Source organism: uncultured Boseongicola sp. (assembly GCF_937988555.1).
Lineage (GTDB): Bacteria > Pseudomonadota > Alphaproteobacteria > Rhodobacterales > Rhodobacteraceae > Boseongicola.
On record NZ_CALJXO010000263.1, the window covers coordinates 1 to 18,367 of the forward strand.

Genomic DNA, 18,367 nt, shown 5'->3' on the forward strand with positions numbered 1-18,367 from the left:
GGGCCACGAATTCGAAGTTACATGCGATTTCCTCGCAGGCTTCAACAAATCCCTGCGTCAAAGAGTCGAAATACGGATTGCCGGTGTTTTTCCCAACAAAGACGATGTCGATATCTTCAGCGAATGCACCACTTGCCATGACGGCAAGTGCGGCCGTTGCCGTGGTGAGAGTTTTCTTAAACATTTTTTCCTCCTGTTAAAGTCATCGAAACGGGGCTTCCCCCTATAGTGCGCCCTTCAGCGTTGCGTTCGGGCGTAAATAAAATTTGTGGCGATAATAGCGACGATCAGCAAGATGCCGAGCACCGTCAATTGAATAGCGGGGAGCAGATTGGCGACGGTCATGCCGGTCGAGACAATCACCAAAAGCCAGGCTGCAAGAAACGTCCCAAGGATCGTGCCACGCCCGCCAAAGATATAGGTGCCACCAAGCATGGCCATAAGAACCATCTGCAGCTCGCCCCCCAAAACAAGATCATAGCGCACTGACCCAAGACGCGAGGCCGCCATCATGCCAGCTGCAGCACTCACGACGCCAAGCACAAGGAACAGACCAACCTTGATCCGTTTGGCGTTGATTCCCGCATGAAGCGCTGCCGCCTGATTTGTGCCGATCTGGTATATTTGTCGACCAATCACGGTCGTGCCCAGCACCAACCCAAGGATCAGCGCGACCACCATAAAGATGACAACCGGTAGCGGAATACCAAAAACCATCACTGTGTTGATACCGATGAAACTCTCGGGCACGCGGATGGAACGGTCCCCAGCAATCACCTGTGCAATCCCGCGAAAGAAGATCAGTGTTCCGATCGTCACGATGATCGACGGTAGCTGCATACGGATCGACATGAAGGCGTTGATTGCGCCCATAGCCAGCCCCGCCAAAAGGCCCACCGCGACCGCCAACGGCAGCGGAACACCCGCGTCCTGCGCCCAGGCGAAAATGCAGGCCGACAAAGCCATGTTGGCCGCGGGCGATAAATCGATCTCGCCCGAGATCACCACCATCGTCAAAACAAGCGCGACGATCGACATTTCGGCAGTCAAGGTGAAGCTACGTAGAATGTAGTTTGCGTCCAGAAAGAAAGGCGACAAGGTGCTTGCCCCAACCAAGCCCGCAATAAGTAATAGGAAAGTCATCGTTTCGGGCCGCACAAGGATCAAGTGCCAAGTCGGCCGCGCGGGTGCGAGCTCTCGGGATTTTGCGACTGTGGTATCAGTCATGCCACACCTCGCGACAGACTAACAACGCCACGCTGGCGGACCGAACGGTCGATGAGCAATGCGATCAGGATAACAGCACCATAAATGGCGTTCTGGGTCGACCCCGGGATGCCAAGAAGCGGCAGCGCCGCGGCCACACAGCCCAAAAGCAATACGCCAAGCACTGTTCCCAAAACTGTGCCAACGCCTCCATTGATCGACACGCCTCCGATGACCACCGCCGCAATTACCTGAAATTCAAATCCCGCGCCCGTATTCGAGGGGTTCACGAACCCCCAGCGGCTTGCGTAAAGGATACCAGCAAGGCCACACAGCGCGCCCGACAGCGTGAAGACAATCAGCGTCACCTTTGTGACGTCGATCCCCCGCAATGGTGCAGCATCAGGGTTGGAACCAAGGGCGTATATCTGTCGACCAAGCTGGGTATGCCGCGCAACGACATACGTCATCAGGGCCACAGCGAAGGCGATCAGGATAATCCATGGGATATCGAATATCGGCGATGTCCGTGACATTGCCTTAAGCTCTGTCGGAATATTGGCACGGTTTATCTGGCGCGCGTCCGAAATGATGAATGTCAGCCCGCGATAAAGGCTCAGCGTGCCAAGCGTGACGATAATCGACGGCAACTTGAAGATCGTCACCAGCAATCCATTCACAAGCCCTAAGACAGCACCCGTTAGGATCGCAACAGGAAAGCCAATTATCCACCAGACATCTGGGAAGTCCCGGTACATTAACCCGGCAACCATAGCGGAAAACCCAAGTGTGGAACCAATCGATAAATCCACATGCCGCGCCACCAGGATAAGCATCTGCGCCATGGCTCCGATCATGATAAGCGGCGTCAAAAGCAACACGATCCGCAGACTTTGACCCGTAAGGAACTGCGGCTTGTAAAGCCCAACGGTCGCGCAAAATAAAATGATCATCACAAAGATACCAGCTTCTCGCCGAAGAAATACGGAACGCAAGACGTTCATGCAGCCACTCCCGAACGTGGCACGGCGGCCTGCATGACATTCTCCTGCGTGGCCTTTTCGCGCGGGATCTCAGCCATCAGCCGCCCTTCCGACATGACCAAGATGCGGTCACAAAGTGACAAAAGCTCGGGCAACTCGGACGAAATCAGCAGGATCGCGCGACCCGCCTCTGCCAGATCACCGATCATGTCGTAGAACTCGGCCTTCACGCCAATATCAATGCCGCGCGTCGGTTCATCAAGGATCAGTATTTCCGGTTCAGTCAACAGCCAGCGGGCCAGAATGACTTTCTGCTGATTACCGCCCGAAAGCTCGACGATGGGTTGGCCAAGCGAAGCCAATCGGATCGAAAGATCATCCACTGATTTGCGCGAAATCTTGCGCTCAAGACTTCGGCGGATCACACCCCTTGGCGCAATTTTCTCCGGAATTGCCGCGGTCAGATTGTGCTCGACTGGAAGTGTGCCGAAAATGCCGTCGCCCGCCCGATCCTCTGGCACAAATGCAAGCCCAAGCTCGATGGCATCCGTCGGCTTTTCAATCCGGGCCACTTTCCCGCCAACGCGTATCTGACCCGAAGTGGCCGGCGCGACACCGAAAAGCGCGCGTGCCACATCCGTTCGACCAGCGCCCACAAGCCCCCCAAGGCCGATGATCTCACCTTTGCGCAGCGAGAAGCTGATATCTTCGAACGCACCAGCGCATGTAAGATTTGATACCTCTAGCGCCATGTCTCCGATTTCGGCCGTGTGCTTGCGCATGTATTTCGTGAGGGTCCGGCCGATCATAAGTCGAATGATTTCGTCATCCGGGATACTGTCGATCGTCCGCGTTGCAATGTGCGCACCGTCGCGAAAGATCGTCAGCCGATCGCACAGCATGCGCACCTCTTCCAAGCGATGCGATATGAAAATGATCGTACGACCCTCTTCCCGCAACTGCCGTGCAATGGTGAAAAGAGTGTCAACCTCGCGCGGGGTCAGCGGCGCGGTCGGCTCGTCCATGATGATCAAACGGCTGTCCGATGCCAAAGCCCGCGCAATTTCCACCATTTGCTGATTTGCGATCGACAGCCCGCGCATCGGGCGCGTGACGTCAATCAAGACGCCAAGCATCTCCATATACCGGCGTGCATCTGCGATGATCTTGGCCCAGGGAACTCGCGCAAGAAGTCCCGTTCCGTGACGGCCCATAACGATATTCTCGGCGACGGAAAGGTCTGGGAAGGACACGGGTTCTTGGTGGATAAGGGCAATCCCAAGCTTCTGCGCTGCCATTGGGCTCGAGATCCGGACGGATTCACCATTTAGGCGAAGCGTTCCACTCGTCGGGCGATGAACACCCGCAAGGATCTTTGCGAATGTCGACTTTCCAGCTCCGTTCTCACCCAAAAGCGCATGGATCTCGCCGGCATGCAGATCAAGATCAACGTCGCTCAGAACCTCGACGCCGCCGAACTGTTTGGAAATTCCGCGCGCTTCTATCAGCATCGGAACATCGCTCATCACCCGCCCACCCCTTCTGCGTCAAAGGGAACTGGGGCGTCGGCAACAATCAAGTCTTCCGACTTCAGGTCATCCCAGAATGCCGCCGGGATTTCGGCGTCCACCGACGCAATATTGGCCTTCAATTCCTCGGGCTTTGCAGCCCCCGGGATGATCGCAACGGCCGCCGGATGCGAGAGCGGGAACTGCAGCGCTGCCGCTTGCAAAGACACGCCGTGCGATGCACAGACCGCTTCGATACGGCGGACCTTTTCGACCACACCTGCGTCGGCTATCCCATAGTTATAGTGCGCCGCGCCCGCCGAGCCCGTCGCAAGAATACCCGACGCAAAGGGCGCACCGATGATAACGCTGACATTGCGCTCGATACAGGCCTGCATTCCGGTATGCAGGCTATCTTGATCAATCAGGGTATAAGGCATCGCGACCAGCGCGAAATCGAGGTCCACCCGCTGTGCCAGATCGGCAAGCTGTTCTTTCATGTTGATACCCATACCGAACGCCGCAATATCACCAGACGATTTCAGCTCGCCCAACGCTTTCATTCCTGTTTCGGACAGGTCCTTCGTGTGGGCGGCAAGTGCCTCTTCATCGTGGAAGCCGCTATCAAGATCGTGGATGACCAGCGCGTCGACAGTATCAAGCGCGAGGCGTTGCAGGGCCTGCTCGTATGACCGCATGATCCCGTCGTAGGAATAGTCGAATTTCACCTCAAATCTGAGGCCACCAACCCAAGGGCCACGATCAAACGCCCGCGGGTCGGCCGGACGGTAAAGAGTACGACCAACCTTGGTTGTAATTAGGAATTCATCTCGTGGCTTCGTGCGCAGAAAGCCTCCAAGCCGATGCTCGGACAGTCCGCGACCGTACCAAGGGGCGGTGTCGTAATACCGGACCCCGCCATCCCATCCAGCAGCCAAAGTAGCCTGTGAAACGCTTTCCTCCACGGTACCGTAAAGCTCTCCAAGATGCGCCGTGCCCATCCCGAAAGCCGGAAGATGCAGCGACGTATCAGCTACTTTTCGGCGACTGTGAAAAAGGCTGTCCAAGGTACCGTACCTCCCCCGTACCAAGTTAATTTTCCTCTCTCTGTATACTTGTCAGACAAAAATTTGTGTGACAAGTATTATTCCAAGGGCCACACCAGACCAAGATTCTTGCACGCAGATTCAGCACTCCAAATTCTCATTCTTCGGTTCGCCGCGTGTTTGGAAAGGGGTGCCCGCCGCCGAAAAGGACCCTTTTACGATGGTGCGCATTGTCGACGTCAAAACGACAATTTGGGAGTGGATCGGACCAGTCGCCCCGATGCCTCCACACTTTTGTACGACAGCCGGAGACCTTGTCTCGGATGTCTCTGGCTCGACAGCTGGGTTTCGCTTTCTGGGCTGGCTTATTGTCGAAATCGAATGCGACGATGGAACAATCGGGATCGGCAATGCCGCCCTTGCGCCCCATGCCTGCAAAACCACCATAGACACCTACCTAAGGCCGCTCCTGATCGGCGCGAACCCGATGGACACCAATATCTCTGGGAATCGATGTATCGACGCACCTTGCCGTTCGGCCGAAAGGGCATCGGCATGACAGCGATCTCAGCGATTGATCTTGCACTGTGGGACGCCAAAGGAAAAATCCTGTCGCAGCCGGTGTTCAATCTGCTTGGTGGGCGCACGAAGTCGAAAATTCCAGTCTACGCAAGCCGCCTCTATAGTCAGCCGCTCAGTACGCTCTACGATGAAGCAAAAAACTATGCTGACCAGGGATTTAGGGCAGTCAAACTAAGGTTCGGGTGGGGGCCAAAGGACGGGCTTGAAGGGATTAACAAGAATATCTCTCTGGTCGAAACCGTTCGCGAGGCCGTCGGTCCGGATGTCGACATAATGGGTGACGCCTACATGGGCTGGAACGTCGAATACGCCAAGCGCATGATCCGGCTCCTTGAGCCGCTTAATATGCGCTGGGTTGAAGAGCCTGTGATCTCTGACGACCTCGCGGATTATGCCAGTCTGCGGGCGATGAACAAAGTCGCGATTTCGGGTGGCGAACACGAATACTCTTTGCATGGGTTCCGTCAGGCGCTTGAGCTCGACTCGTTTGACATTGCGCAATTCGACGTAAATCGGGTGGGTGGCATCACGGCGGCCAAAGAGATCACCGCACTTTGCGAAGCAAACGACGTCGCCGTGATCCCGCACGCCGGTCAGATGCACAACTATCACATCACCATGTCGTCCTACGCCGCTCCGATATCTGAATTCTTCCCACAAGTGCCCGTCGAAGTCGGCAACGAGTTATTTTGGTATATCTTTGACGGCGAACCGGTAGCAGATGACGGCTTCATCAACCTTTCCGACGAGGCCCCTGGTTTCGGGCTGACCCTAAAAACCCCCGATCCCACGACCTTCAAACTGACGAGCTAGGAGCCATGCCTGATTTTCCGATCATCGACACTCATCTGCACATCTGGGATATGGATCGATTAACCTACTCGGCCTTCGAAGGTCATCCTCTTTTTGGCAAGACGTATCAGATCGAGGACTACCAGAGGGACAGCGGTGCCCTTGAGATCGAGGCGATGGTCTTCCTCGAATGCTTTGCTGACTTTACCGAAACTGGCGGCCAGTACATCGACGAAATCAAATTCGTCGAGGACAGCGCCAAGCGAGATCCACGCATAAAGGGCATCGTGCCAATGGCGCCCCTGGAATGGGGCGGTCGGGTCGAGCCGATGCTGGAAGAGATGCAGGCAAATCACCCGACCGTAAAAGGCATCCGCCGCATTATGGAATTCGACGCTGATCCACGCGCGCTCACTCTGTCGCCTGACTTCATTGATGGCGTAAATCTTCTACACAAATTTGGCTGGCATTTCGAGATCAACGTAAACTTCACCCAGATGGATATTATCCGCGAATTCGTCCAGCACATCCCGGATGTCCGAATGATCCTCGATCACTGCGGGAAGCCAGGCATCAAGGAAGGCGCGATCGACCAATATCGAGCCGATATCGGCGACCTTGCTCAGCATCCGAACGTGTGGATCAAGCTGTCAGATCTTCCGCCCTATGCAGACCCGGAAAACTGGACGGAGGACGACCTGAGACCCTATATCGACGCGACAATCGAGACCTTTGGTTTTGATAGAACCATCTATGCTGGGGACTGGCCCATTTGCCTGCAGGCCACCAGCCTTACCAGGTGGGTCGAGACCCTCGACAAGGCGCTCGCAGGCGCATCAGAAACAAACCTGCGCAAATTCTATCGGGACAATGCAAATGACTTCTATCGACTTGGACTTTAACTGACTGGACCCCCTTGTGGCTGACCTTGCTGACACTAAGAACCTGAAGGGCGGAGACGACGCCTTCGCCGCGATCGTGAGGGCACAGAAGGCGGCCGAACCGGGCCTTGATTTCGCCGGCGGTACTCTTTCGCGTCCCTCGATATCCGAACAGGTCTCAAGCCGCATTCTCGCAATGATTAAGTCCGGAAACCTCAAAGCCGAGGACCGCTTGCCGACCGAACAACAGATGTGCCTCGCCTTCGGGATTAGCCGACCACCCTTGCGCGAAGCTCTTAAGGCTCTGACCTTAATTGGCATTCTCGAAAGCAAGCAAGGGGGCCGTTACATGGTCACCGACCTGTCGCCGACCCGCCTCGTCACGCCGTTCAACGTGCTTCTCTCGGTTGCGGACCATGACCTCCAAGTCCAGTTTGAAGCGCGCGCGGTTGTCGAATTAGAACTTGTCCGGTTTTGCACCGAGCGCGCAAGCGATGAGCAATGTGCACGCATCCTGAGCCTCGGAAACGACGGTCTCACATTTTACCATGATCCGATTGGCTTTCGATTGCTGGATGTCGAGTACCATCAGGCTATTAACGCCGGCGCGAACAACACCATTCTGGCGACGATCTCTGATGGGCTCTACAACGTCGCCATCGATGCCCGCCGCATTGCCAGCGCAACGCCGGGCGTCATTGAAATTTCAACCGACCAGCACTGCCGCGTGGCCGAAGCCATCGCTGCCAGAGACACTGGCGAAGCAGTTAAAGCCTACCGCGAGCACCTCGACCATGTGCTCGAAACGACCATTCGCGCGATTCACGAACTATCGGAGTAGACCTATGGCCGAGCGCATCGCCTTTCGCATGACCCTCCATCCCGGACAGGCCATCGAGTACGAAAAACGCCACGACGAGATTTTTCCCGAACTCTCTGAGGCCCTCAAGAACGCCGGCGTGTCCGACTACTCGATCTGGCACGATCCGCAGTCCGACCACCTGTTCGGCATCCTGACCCGCACCGACGACCACACCCTCGACGCATTGCCCGACACCGAGATTATGAAGCGGTGGTGGGCGCATATGGCAGACGTTATGGAAACAGACGCTAACAACGTGCCAACACAGGTGCCGCTCAAGCGGGTTTTCCTGCTCCCATGAGCCGCGCATTCCGCATCAAGGACATACGTGTCTGGACCGTTTCCAAATCCAGCAAAGGCGGCGACTACTTCAATCAGGGCGCGGGGGAGCATTGGCTGGTCGACAGCCTGATCTCGAACCCGATGTCGTCATATCCGGCGTACCGCGAAAAACGAACGTCCTGGGGGATTGGTGTCCTGGGCTCCATCCTTGTCGAAATAGAGACCGAAGACGGCACCGTCGGCGTGGCGACCGGTACGGGCGGTGTGCCTGCGGCGTGGCTCATCGCCAATCACTTCAGCCGGTTCCTCGTCGATCAGGATGCGCGGAATGTTAATTTGATCTGGGACCAGATGTATCGCGCATCGCTGCCATACGGTCGCAAGGGTATCACTGTCATGGCCATCAGCGCGGTCGATCTCGCGCTCTGGGATCTCTTGGGGAAAATCCGCAGTGAGCCGGTCTACAATTTGATCGGTGGCTTAACCCGCGACGAGATCTCTTTCTATTGCACGGGCCCACAAGCGGCCGCGGTTAAGGACCTAGGTTTCTGGGGCGCAAAAGTCCCCTTGCCGCACGGCCCTGCAGACCGAGACGAAGGCCTGGAGAAAAACGTAGCCTTCCTGCGCGCGCACCGCGAAGAGGTCGGCCCCGGCTTTCCCCTTATGGTCGACTGCTACATGTCATTGACAGTGCCTTACGCAATAGAATTAGCCGAGGCCTGTAAAGAACTCGACATATACTGGTGGGAAGAGGTCCTCTCGCCTGAAGATGTCGATGGCTATCGTCACATTCGCAGAGCTCATCCAACTCTAAAATGGACAACCGGTGAACACGAATACACCCGTTATGGCTTCCGCCCGCTGATCGAAGAGCGTCTCATCGACGTCCTTCAACCGGACGTTATGTGGGTTGGCGGCTTGACCGAGCTTTTACGGATCGCCGCCCATGCTTCAACGCTGGAAATCCCGGTGATCCCGCACGGCAGCGGCCCCTATTCCTACCAATTCATCGCCAGCCAGACCGGTACACCACTTTGCGAATACGTCGCGACAAGTGCCGATGGCCGATCAATTCTTCCAGTCTTCGGCGATCTATTCGAAGGCGAAGATGTACCCGTAAATGGTCGCTTGAAGTTGTCGTCTGCACCGGGCTTTGGAATGACCGTAGCGGACCGCAGCGTCCTAAAGCCTCTTCCACAATAGCACCATGGAGTTGCCAGACGAATGCGCACCAAGTCTCTACTAGGACAGTGACGCGGGCTTTGTCACGCTAACTCAGAAGAAGCAATTATACCGACGTTGCCCGAGATCATGCAGCCAAAATTTCGAACCATTCAGTGAATTACCGGCCCCGCTTTCGCGTCGGCTCAGCCTTCCAAGACACCTACGGATCAAACCAGATGGTCAAAGATCCACGCTGCTTCCGCGCCTTGTTGTACTCAGGCCAGTTCAGCAAAGGGATCGACCTGACCATGGTCATAGAGACCTAGTCCCTGAATGAATTTATCTCCACATGCGTCAGCAAGCTTCCGCATACCTGAAAAATTTGATGATGAGACCGTCGCCGAAGACTTCACCCCGATCCCAACAACTTCTCCTCGCCTATTCTCTATCACGATGTCGACCTCGTTCTTGTCCTTGTCTCGGAAGTGGGAGAAAGAACATCAGTTCTCACTCCACGTTGCTATCTTTTGCAGTTCGCTGAGGGCGAATATCTCCAGAACCGCCCGGAAGGACGTCTTGTCCTTCCAAACGACATCCGGAGAGATGCCTCTCAGCGCAGGAAGGAGCCCGGAATCAAGAAAATGGAGCTTGGGCCGACTTTGTCAGCCGTTTGAGCTTGTTCGTGAACCATGGCTGGAGTGTGTGAACGATGAACAGTCTCTCAAAGACACCGAGATACTTCTTGGTAGTGACGTGGTTGAGACCCACCGCTCCGCCGATGCCCGAATAGTTGACGAGCTGGCCGGAATGTTCGGCAAGGGTATTTAGAAGCTTTAGCATGATGGCAAGCTGTTCGATCTGTGCGGCGTCGCGAACGTCGCGTTGGACAATTGCATCAACATATCGATGATACCAATCCTGCTTTCGGCCCCATTTTTCGCGGATGATCGCCTCCGCATAGCCGCCCGCCAGAACGATTTCGATCATATCGTAGCCGAGCACGTATCCCAAGCACTCGGAGTGCGTTCCATATCCGGTGAACAAATGGGACAAGGTCAAATAGCAACCCAGCTGTCGTTTCTAGGCTATTGAGCATCCTAGTCCCAAGAGATCATTATTTCATTCAAGCGTGATCCCATCGGGCAATTCAAAACCATTTTAACGCAATCTTATAGTGGGCACTCGATCAAAGTCAGATTTGTCCGGCGGGCGCAGCAGACGCTGGCACATATCGCAGCGAACGTTCGCTTCCCGCCATAAAGTCCCGAATATGCGGGTATTGGGCAGTGTCGGATTAAACGGACCTAGCCGCACTGCCGCTGCTCAGAGCCTTTCAGCTCGGGCATAATTTCATTATCTCCTTGATTATCATCAATCAGCGCGACATGAAGGCAGCCGAAATTCCATAAAATAACCGTTCCAGATCAGCTTAATCTGACAATGCCGCCGTACAGATAATGGGCGACGACAGCGCAATTATGCAAACATTTGGTGCGGGCGTGCCGCAGAAAAGGAAAGACACATGATTACCGTTACACGTCTTGATATCGCAGACGCCAATGTCCTGATCACGGGCGCTGTCGCCCATGCAGGCATCATCGGAGTGCCTATGTGCATCGCGATCACCGATGAGGCAGGTCAGCTGATCGCTTTTTGCAGAATGGACGGTGGCAAAGTCACCTCGACGACGATCGCCATCGACAAAGCGTTTACCGCTGCCGCTGCGAAAAAAGCGACCCACGAATATGGCGCGGCCAGCCAACCTGGCGCCCCAACGTTTGGCATTTCGTCCGCCATTAACGGTCGGTTGATGATCGTCGGTGGCGGCCTTCCTGTCATTGTGGACGGCGCAGTTGTTGGCGGCATAGGCATCAGTTCGGGCACGCCCGATCAGGACATGGCAGTCGCGCAAGCAGGCATTGATGCGTTTCTCAAACGGAATTGACTGGGATTTGAATGATCCGCCGGGTTGGCGGTGAGGCGTGTTGCATGGATCAAGCCGCGCGCGAGATTTCTTCTTTCTCGATCTCTTCAGAAGACGTGTTTGTCGTTCGCTCGGTCATACCCTTCAGGGCTTTTGTCGCGATGTTCATCTCGCAGGTTTGACGCTCGGGATCCTGTGCTTTCAAGGCTCCACAAAGATACCTTAATTTTTGTCCGCGAGCGTCGCAAAAGCGCCGCCTCTGTGGGCAACACTGATGCTTGTAGTAACGAGTGATTTGAGTGCTGGGGGTCGTCCGCAAAGGGCGGCCCCTTTTCCAAGCGCTTCAGGCGAATACACGGCCTCGGTGCTTACTCCCCTTTCAATTCCCAGATCGCGGAAAAACTTTAACCTTAAAGGGGTTTGTTTCGCTCAGCAGGTCTGACTCCCCCGTCTTTCTTGCTTTTGTTTAAACGCTGGACACGATCCCTCAACCCGCCACTGACCCCCGACAGACAAGCCCAGCATACAAGATCTTGTTCATTCATCGACAAATACCCGCTGTTAGACCGATCGTCGTGTTAACGCGACAACGCCCTCAGGGCACACTGACGTGTGTTAGTTTCGAAAACTTAAGAACGTGTGAAGCATCAACCTTTGAGTGTCTTTTATTCGGGGTTCCGAACCATAATGGCTAGCATGAAGTATGTTTGGAAAATCATAGGTCGCTACGCACCTGACGATGCAGAAGGCCACCAAGGCTATGCCTATGCTGGTAGCATGGGCGAAGCGTTAGAATTGGCGAACAAGCCGGATGCCGTCGCAATTCCTGAACCAGGGAAAGACTGGTCGGGGCCAGAGGGTGTGAGTGCGTACTGGCTTGACGGTCTGGTGGCAAACTAATGTATCGCGCAACATAACCTTCCTGCCCAGCCACCTCAGCTGGAAGGGTTAAGCCCACCGCTTAGTAATTTCCCGAAAAGCGCATGGTTCGGCTGGAAGAGGTTTGGAATTGCTCATACCCGACGATACGAAACTGCCCTGCCGGCCTCAAACGGGGTTTCTCTAACAGGGCCCTTTGCTGGCCATCTTTCATGCCATGCAACAGGTTGGCACAGTCCGCCCGCAGCGAGCGCTTTCGGGAGTGAAGCCGCCTTTCCCGAAACTCCGGGCTAACCCCACGCCACCTCATATGAGCGACATAAGATAGACGATGGCACTTGCGACACCGGTCAGCAGGAGAACGAAGACAGCGAAGAGGGCGAAGGCGAGCAGGAACGATCCGGACCGCCCCGGAAAACTCCGGGCAAGGCCGCCGAACCAGACAGACCGTTCGATCACAGCAACGTACAGAGGAAGCGCGCTTACAAGCGTCGCGTAGAGATACACGCCTGAAATGTTGTCGAACAGGGCCGACCTCGCAAGGGTAGGAGCGACCACGCTCAGCGCTGTCATTCGGCTACCGCCAAACGAGCCGAACCAGTCCGCCGAGAGGACGTAGATCAGCACGTGCAGCAAGACGAATGCCGCGAGCCTTGCCGAGACGTCGATCAACACCACGAAGGCCGCATCTCGTTTCCCGGTCGGCCAGGTATTCATCCATCCGAAGAGGAAGAGGGAAATGTAGTTCACCACGAAGACGACGGGGAGCCCGTTGGTGATCACCTGTCTCAGGAATCGTGAGAGAGCGGGCCCTCCGTTCAGCAGCATCGCGCCAAAGCCAGGGCTTAAGGCCACATAAAGAACAAGCACCGGAACCAGACTCGCAACGCTCATCAGCGCTACGTTCCGCACAAAGCGCACAAATGGCATTTCCAGAGAAAAGAACCGGTGCATCCGCATCAATACTGCCTTCCGGGCGCTCGACGCGCTGTTTCGCGTGGATGGGCCAGACTGAACATGGTTGAGAACGTCATCGTCGGGCAAGCTCGCGCGACACTCCAATGGACAACTCTTGGTCTGACGTGCATCTTTCTAAGTATGCCAAGGTCAGCCGTATCCCTAGCGTTTCTTAGTCTCCTTCTTTCCTGCGTCCTTCCGATGCAGGTTAACGCACAGGTTTTCTCGAAGATCATTGATATGGAGCCTCCGGCAGGACCCGGCGCACGGGAGCCTTCGCTGACTGCGCTGGAAAACGGTCAGATCGCGATGAGCTGGACCGATGTCCACGGGTCCGGCTTCGCCATCAAGACAGCGATTGGCGGTCCTGGCGGATGGACACGTGCGGGCACCGTCATCGACTCCCCCGAACTCTTCGTGAACTGGGCTGATTTCCCATCCATTGCTGCATTTAGTGACGGAAAGCTTGCTGTTCATTGGCTGATGAATTCAGGAGACAGCGCCTATGCGTACGATGTGAATATCGCGCTGTCGGAGGATGGAGGCGAGACTTGGGGCCAGTCTTTGGTACCCCATCGCGACAGAAGCGAAGCGCAGCATGGCTTCGCCTCGCTACAGCCAATGCCGGATGGTCGCCTGACCGTGGTGTGGCTGGACGGGCGTGCCTACGATACCAATGCGCAAGGGGCGCGAGAAGACGCAATTGAAAACGCGATGCAACTTCGCGCCACGACTTTTGGCCCGGATGGAAAAATTTCCGAAGACCAGACGCTAGACATTCGTACCTGCACCTGCTGCCAAACGTCTGCAACTGTAGCGGATGATGGTACGGTGCTGGTCGCCTATCGAGACCGTACCGAGACTGAGATTAGGGACATATCACTGGTGCGCCTCGTCGATGATGTCTGGTCCCATCCCGCTACGGTCCATCAAGACGGGTGGGAGATTTCGGGCTGCCCGATAAACGGTCCGGCAATCGACGCACGAGGAGGACGCACGGTTCTGGCGTGGTTTACTGCGGCCAATGACATACCGTCGGTAAACGTCGCGTTCTCGGACGATGTCGGTGAGACCTTCAGTCCTCCGACCCGCGTAGATCGGGGGGAAGGCGTCGGACGGGTTGACGCACTGCAACTGGTGGACGGGTCTGCAATCGTATCGTGGGTCGAACGGATGGACAGGGGCGAGGGGCTTTTCGTGTGCCGGGTTTGGCCCGGCCGCATCTGCGAGGAACCACAGATGATCTCGCTCAACGAAGCGCCAGGGTCGATCAACTTCCCGCGTATGGCCCAGGGGAGTGCTGGCATCTATATCGCCTGGACCCAACCCTTGGGTGACCCGAACGCAGATTTTGAACGAGATGTGACAATACGGATGGTTTTGGGAGAACTATAACGGTTCTGTCGCAAACTTTGTCGTCTGTTTTCCCATCCACAGAACTCCGGTCATAGGCTGCGCAAAAAATGCGCCTAGCAGGACGCCCAAAAGGACGGTCGATTTCAAAGGCAGCCACTACCCAAAGTCTGTGATCTTTCTTCGCCTCAACCCTTCCGCGGATGCGGGTCTTTGCCAAAGGTATTGCGCTCGCGTATGCGGCCGTCCTCACCATGAACCAGCATTTCGCTGCCCGTCATATGGCGGTTTCGCGTGCCGCGCCTACCTGTCTTACACGCGCAAGGCCGACGCGGCGTCTATGCAGAGACTGAGCCACAAGCCCCAATCACTCCCATTCCATCTGCTGGAAGGCGGCCTGAGCGTTGCGACCGGCGAGGCTTTCAAACTGTTCTAGGTAGTCAAAAGCAGACTGGTCTACTGTCGGGGCATCCATAATGCTGCCTCCCTCGTCAATCAGCGTCCCGATTTTCTCGCGCAGGTTTGTCAGGTAGTCGTAGGTGTCGGCACGGGCGTGATCCAAAGTCGTGGCATGTCCATGGCCTGGCACCACATGAGACGGGTTCAGTCCCGCAATCGCCTCGAACACCGCGGGCCATTCGCCGATTGAGCTCTGATCACCCACGCCGAGGACGCGTTCAACATAGACAATGTCGCCGGTGAAGACGGTCTCTTGGTCGGGCAGCCAAACGAAAATATCGCCGGGCGTATGTGCGGCGCCGGCGTGGATCAATTCGAAGGTGACGCCGCCAAGGCTGAAGGCGTGACGCTCCTCGAAGGTAATATCCGCATAGCTGGCCTCGGTCCCCTCGAGCGCATCGCCCAGAAGGCTGGCCAGCCCAGACAATTGCAGCGAAGCGCGCGCGCGTTGATCCTTAACGGCGGCGTCCGAAGCAATAACAGTGGCACCCTGCGCCTGCCAGTAACTGTTGCCAAGCCAACGGTGATCCTGCCCGCCAGTATCGATCACATAGACGACGGGCTGCGTGGTGACGCCGCGTATGACGTCCGCCAGAGCCTCGGCGCCTTGCCACGATCCACCTGGGTCGATCAGGACGGCGCCTTGTTCCGTTTCGACAAGCCCGAAGGTGGCATTATTGGCCAAATTCTCTGGGCTGCGTTGATCCATCTCACCAACGATCGCCCAAACGCCACCTGTCACACGCTGAACTTCCAGAGCCGCAGCCAGCACTTGACCCGGAATCAGGCAGATAAAAGCGGCGCGGATGAGCGGATGAAATCGCATTATAGCGTCTTTCCATGATCATCGAGCGCCACATATTTCTGACAGCCCGAACCAAGGATTTTGATACTCATGCGAATGTTCCTTTCCTGTGAACCAATGGGTGATCGAGTTAGCGAGGAGGCCTGTGACAAGTATTGAAAAGCGTAGAACGAACCGGCAGTTTCATGTGGCGTCCAATTCATGCAAATCTGAGCATGGACTGAAGCCCCGTGCCTTGATTTGAATCATCAACGGGTGCCTTGAAGATTAGTGTTTTTTATCACAGGTTTGTACCCAAGCAGACTGCACGTCTCATTCACGCCGTTCGCCCTACAGCCTGATTGCCCATTGCAGTTGCCCGCAAGCATCCATTCATCGGTCTCGCGGCATTCTATAAGCTTAGAGGTCTGGCATCATTTCTTCGCGATACTGGATCTTTCCGTGGCGAATCCAACCGTCCATCTGCCTGGCAAACTCCCGGTGGAGATTGCCGAAATCGTCAAACACGATAAAACCGCGCATGGTCATTCGCTTGCGCAGAATTGCGCCAATCAGCAGGCTTATGCGGTCCGGCCCGTCGGCCAGCGACGTGGCGTTGTATTGCGAGATCGGGCCGCAACACCAGATTGACGCCCTCACCGAAGAGAGGTTTGTGGCACGCAAGAAATGAATGACCCGCGTTGTGATAATATTTCCAGACAATGCTATCACTTGGGTAACAGGTAAAGAGGCACATCATGGCCCAGATCACCGTCCGCCAAATTCCCGACGAGGTTCACCGCGCCCTTAAAGCAAAGGCCAAACAAGAGGGCGTAAGCGCCGAGGCCAAGGCCCGTCAGATTCTGACCGAAGGCCTGTTTCCGGCCGACCAGCCCCCCGTTGGGAAAGGTCTGCGCGCCCTCGCCCGCGAACTGGAGGTCGATATGGAGGGCATCGAGTTTCCCCGCGACCGTTCAGGTATCGACGGAGCCAACTTCGAATGATCATCCTGGACACGAATGTCGTCTTGGAAATCCAGAAGCAAAACGTGAACCCAAATGTCGAAACATGGTTCGACCGCCAAGTCCTCGCGTCCTTGTGGCTGACAACGATAGTCGTGGCGGAATTGCGCTACGGAGCGGCGCTGCTTGATCCCGGCAAGGAGCGCACGGCCTTCGAAAGGCTAGTCGCCGCCTATATCGATGAATTGTTCGCGGGCCGCATCTCTGCCTTCGATCTTTCCAGCACAAGCCACTTTGCTACCCATGCTGCTAAGGCCAAGAGAAATGACCGTGAGGTCATAGGATTTGCCGATGCGGCCCCTAGGCCCGGGCGCGGCGAACCGCGCTAGGCCCCGGCCGACAGACCGGTTCGAGTTCTTTGTGTTGCTGGGGGCAGTGTTTCAGGCGGCAACTCAAAATAGCTGAGGTCCGCTTTGTCCGCACGCAGCGTTAAAACACGGGGCACTTGTCCACGTCGTCTCAAAGACGATCAGCGCAGCGATGGTCTGCTTTTAATGGTTTCCGGCCGGATGTTAAGTCTGAGTTCGATGATCGCATATGCGGTAGATCGAGCTCGCTCCTTCAGACCCGAACAGAATATAAAATCACAAGAAAAATAGGCTGGCACCCTCGGGAGGAGGTGAGGATGCCAGCCCAGTTAATAACGGGCTCCGGGAGGAAGAACCGTTAAAGGTCGGCACCAGGTTAACTCTGGGAGGAGCGAGGCCTGATACCTGTCAATGCCTATCCATTCGGAGCGACAAATGATTCCGTGTTAGCCAGCGGGCGCTACGCGCCCGAAGCTATGTTCAAAGACCGTCATACTCGTATGTGATCAGGTGTTCCGCGCCTGAATGAACGCGACTTGGCAACCTCACTTCACTGAGCCCCTACAAATCGGCTCGGACGCTGGTCGCCGTATGCGGTCTCGTATGCAATTTCCTTGATCGACAACCGAGATATGCCGATGTCGGCAAGGTCTCGGTCAGACGTGTTTTCGAGTTCCTGCAATGTCCGAACATAGGCGCTGCGCCGCGCTTCGCGTTCTGCGGCTGCTGTTCTGCCAGCTTCAAACCATTCGCGAAGCCGAATTCCGGGCTGAATAAGATTTGCTGCGTAGATCATCGTCTATACTCCTGTACTCAGTCATGCGTACGATGCGCTGCTGGTAGCGCTATCGAGGCTGTTGAAAGAACAGATAGTGCAATGCTGCAGTTGCACAATAGCCTGAGTGTGGATGCTGCTATGCAGCAATTGCATAGGCTACAGCGCCGCAAATTCAGGCATTGTGTCGACGCATCAGGCCGTCGAAAGCTTTGGCCTACGCTATTATCCGAAAATCGGCAGATTTTGCCGCATTGGGATCAAATGGGCTTGATCGAAGAAGTTTGCTCTGGGTAAGCTGATACTACGCTTCCTGAGAGCGACCCGGCGGCTGCGTGTTAAGCGATCTCCCAAGCGGCCGTCGGGTTATACTGTGCCTTCGAGACAGTGCAGACTGATCCAGATCAACACCGTTGGCTTGAAGTATGCGATATACTTTAGGGGTGCGATGCCGCGTAGGGCTCCACAAAGATACCTTTATTTTTGTGCGCGAGCGTCGCAAAAGCGCCGCCCCTATGGGCGACACTGATGCTTGTAGTAACGAGTGATTTGAGTGCTGGGGGTCGTCCGTCGAGGGCGGCCCCTTTTCCAACCACCTCA

23 protein-coding genes and 1 pseudogene are annotated in these 18,367 nt (G+C 55.8%); 11 read left to right on the forward strand and 13 right to left on the reverse strand.

Annotated features, from left to right (window positions below; genetic code table 11):
* From Q1B15_RS15830 to Q1B15_RS15850, 5 genes and pseudogenes are all read right to left on the reverse strand, one after another.
* A pseudogene (locus tag Q1B15_RS15830) lies at positions 1-184 on the reverse strand (hypothetical protein); the annotation flags it as partial.
* A 53-nt stretch (positions 185-237) separates the two neighbouring features.
* On the reverse strand, positions 238-1,227 hold the full coding sequence (locus tag Q1B15_RS15835; RefSeq protein ID WP_299755373.1) for an ABC transporter permease: 990 nt from the start codon (positions 1,225-1,227) through the stop codon (positions 238-240).
* On the reverse strand, positions 1,224-2,210 hold the full coding sequence (locus Q1B15_RS15840; RefSeq protein ID WP_299755375.1) for an ABC transporter permease: 987 nt from the start codon (positions 2,208-2,210) through the stop codon (positions 1,224-1,226). The genes Q1B15_RS15835 and Q1B15_RS15840 overlap by 4 nt, the downstream gene beginning before the upstream one ends.
* The gene (locus Q1B15_RS15845) at positions 2,207-3,715 is read right to left on the reverse strand and encodes a sugar ABC transporter ATP-binding protein (RefSeq protein WP_299755378.1); all 1,509 of its coding nucleotides are present in this window, start codon (positions 3,713-3,715) and stop codon (positions 2,207-2,209) included. Before Q1B15_RS15845 ends, Q1B15_RS15840 begins: the two co-directional genes overlap by 4 nt.
* A complete protein-coding gene (locus Q1B15_RS15850; protein WP_299755380.1) occupies positions 3,715-4,764 on the reverse strand; it encodes an aldo/keto reductase in 1,050 nt (349 codons plus the stop codon). Before Q1B15_RS15850 ends, Q1B15_RS15845 begins: the two co-directional genes overlap by 1 nt.
* 199 nt (positions 4,765-4,963) lie before the next feature.
* On the opposite strand from Q1B15_RS15850, the gene Q1B15_RS15855 reads away from it, so the two are divergent.
* From Q1B15_RS15855 to rhmD, 6 genes are read left to right on the forward strand one after another with little or no spacing between them, the layout of a single operon-like run.
* A complete protein-coding gene (locus tag Q1B15_RS15855; RefSeq protein WP_299755382.1) occupies positions 4,964-5,302 on the forward strand; it encodes a hypothetical protein in 339 nt (112 codons plus the stop codon).
* On the forward strand, positions 5,299-6,138 hold the full coding sequence (locus Q1B15_RS15860; RefSeq protein ID WP_299755385.1) for an enolase C-terminal domain-like protein: 840 nt from the start codon (positions 5,299-5,301) through the stop codon (positions 6,136-6,138). The genes Q1B15_RS15855 and Q1B15_RS15860 overlap by 4 nt, the downstream gene beginning before the upstream one ends.
* Positions 6,139-6,143: 5 nt before the next feature.
* The gene (locus Q1B15_RS15865) at positions 6,144-7,019 is read left to right on the forward strand and encodes an amidohydrolase family protein (RefSeq protein ID WP_299755387.1); all 876 of its coding nucleotides are present in this window, start codon (positions 6,144-6,146) and stop codon (positions 7,017-7,019) included.
* Positions 7,020-7,035: 16 nt separating this feature from the next.
* Positions 7,036-7,839, forward strand: a complete 804-nt coding sequence (locus Q1B15_RS15870; RefSeq protein WP_299755390.1) for an FCD domain-containing protein — start codon at positions 7,036-7,038, stop codon at positions 7,837-7,839.
* A gap of 4 nt (positions 7,840-7,843) precedes the next feature.
* Positions 7,844-8,161 carry an L-rhamnose mutarotase gene (gene rhaM / locus Q1B15_RS15875; protein ID WP_299755392.1) on the forward strand — a complete coding sequence of 106 codons (318 nt, stop codon included), beginning with the start codon at positions 7,844-7,846 and terminating at the stop codon, positions 8,159-8,161.
* Positions 8,158-9,345, forward strand: a complete 1,188-nt coding sequence (gene rhmD, locus Q1B15_RS15880; protein WP_299755394.1) for an L-rhamnonate dehydratase — start codon at positions 8,158-8,160, stop codon at positions 9,343-9,345. The genes rhaM and rhmD overlap by 4 nt, the downstream gene beginning before the upstream one ends.
* Positions 9,346-9,806: 461 nt before the next feature.
* Here the strand turns inward: rhmD and Q1B15_RS23525 are convergent, their stop codons facing one another.
* Positions 9,807-9,920: a hypothetical protein gene (locus Q1B15_RS23525; RefSeq protein ID WP_366141737.1), complete on the reverse strand. Its 114-nt coding sequence runs from the start codon at positions 9,918-9,920 to the stop codon at positions 9,807-9,809.
* Positions 9,921-9,939: 19 nt separating this feature from the next.
* The gene (locus tag Q1B15_RS15885) at positions 9,940-10,365 is read right to left on the reverse strand and encodes a DUF4143 domain-containing protein (RefSeq protein ID WP_299755396.1); all 426 of its coding nucleotides are present in this window, start codon (positions 10,363-10,365) and stop codon (positions 9,940-9,942) included.
* Positions 10,366-10,828: 463 nt separating this feature from the next.
* Between Q1B15_RS15885 and Q1B15_RS15890 the strand changes: the two genes are divergently transcribed.
* Positions 10,829-11,251, forward strand: a complete 423-nt coding sequence (locus Q1B15_RS15890; protein WP_299755399.1) for a heme-binding protein — start codon at positions 10,829-10,831, stop codon at positions 11,249-11,251.
* 49 nt (positions 11,252-11,300) lie between these two features.
* On the opposite strand, the gene Q1B15_RS15895 is transcribed toward Q1B15_RS15890, so the two are convergent.
* Entirely contained in the window at positions 11,301-11,435 is a 135-nt protein-coding gene (locus tag Q1B15_RS15895; protein WP_299755402.1) for a hypothetical protein, read from the reverse strand.
* A 482-nt stretch (positions 11,436-11,917) separates the two neighbouring features.
* Between Q1B15_RS15895 and Q1B15_RS15900 the strand changes: the two genes are divergently transcribed.
* Positions 11,918-12,130, forward strand: a complete 213-nt coding sequence (locus tag Q1B15_RS15900; protein ID WP_299755405.1) for a hypothetical protein — start codon at positions 11,918-11,920, stop codon at positions 12,128-12,130.
* Positions 12,131-12,415: 285 nt separating this feature from the next.
* Here Q1B15_RS15900 and Q1B15_RS15905 read toward each other — a convergent pair whose 3' ends face one another.
* Entirely contained in the window at positions 12,416-13,069 is a 654-nt protein-coding gene (locus tag Q1B15_RS15905; protein ID WP_299755408.1) for a hypothetical protein, read from the reverse strand.
* Positions 13,070-13,126: 57 nt separating this feature from the next.
* Here Q1B15_RS15905 and Q1B15_RS15910 point away from each other — a divergent pair, with 57 nt between their 5' ends.
* Positions 13,127-14,461: a sialidase family protein gene (locus tag Q1B15_RS15910; RefSeq protein WP_299755410.1), complete on the forward strand. Its 1,335-nt coding sequence runs from the start codon at positions 13,127-13,129 to the stop codon at positions 14,459-14,461.
* Between the two features lie 146 nt (positions 14,462-14,607).
* Here the strand turns inward: Q1B15_RS15910 and Q1B15_RS15915 are convergent, their stop codons facing one another.
* The 3 genes from Q1B15_RS15915 to Q1B15_RS15925 form a co-directional block, all read right to left on the reverse strand.
* Positions 14,608-14,700, reverse strand: a complete 93-nt coding sequence (locus Q1B15_RS15915; RefSeq protein ID WP_299755412.1) for a DUF2188 domain-containing protein — start codon at positions 14,698-14,700, stop codon at positions 14,608-14,610.
* An 86-nt stretch (positions 14,701-14,786) separates the two neighbouring features.
* A complete protein-coding gene (locus tag Q1B15_RS15920; RefSeq protein WP_299755413.1) occupies positions 14,787-15,704 on the reverse strand; it encodes an MBL fold metallo-hydrolase in 918 nt (305 codons plus the stop codon).
* A 378-nt stretch (positions 15,705-16,082) separates the two neighbouring features.
* Positions 16,083-16,385, reverse strand: coding sequence for a hypothetical protein (locus Q1B15_RS15925; protein WP_299755415.1), 303 nt, complete (start codon positions 16,383-16,385; stop codon positions 16,083-16,085).
* A 35-nt stretch (positions 16,386-16,420) separates the two neighbouring features.
* Here Q1B15_RS15925 and Q1B15_RS15930 point away from each other — a divergent pair, with 35 nt between their 5' ends.
* Together Q1B15_RS15930 and Q1B15_RS15935 are read left to right on the forward strand one after the other, a co-directional pair.
* Complete coding sequence (locus tag Q1B15_RS15930; protein WP_299755418.1) at positions 16,421-16,666, forward strand: plasmid stabilization protein; 246 nt, start codon at positions 16,421-16,423, stop codon at positions 16,664-16,666.
* Complete coding sequence (locus Q1B15_RS15935; RefSeq protein WP_299755420.1) at positions 16,663-17,013, forward strand: PIN domain-containing protein; 351 nt, start codon at positions 16,663-16,665, stop codon at positions 17,011-17,013. The genes Q1B15_RS15930 and Q1B15_RS15935 overlap by 4 nt, the downstream gene beginning before the upstream one ends.
* Before the next feature lie 529 nt (positions 17,014-17,542).
* Here the strand turns inward: Q1B15_RS15935 and Q1B15_RS15940 are convergent.
* The gene (locus tag Q1B15_RS15940) at positions 17,543-17,788 is read right to left on the reverse strand and encodes a DUF1127 domain-containing protein (RefSeq protein ID WP_299755422.1); all 246 of its coding nucleotides are present in this window, start codon (positions 17,786-17,788) and stop codon (positions 17,543-17,545) included.
* Positions 17,789-18,367: the final 579 nt, after the last annotated feature.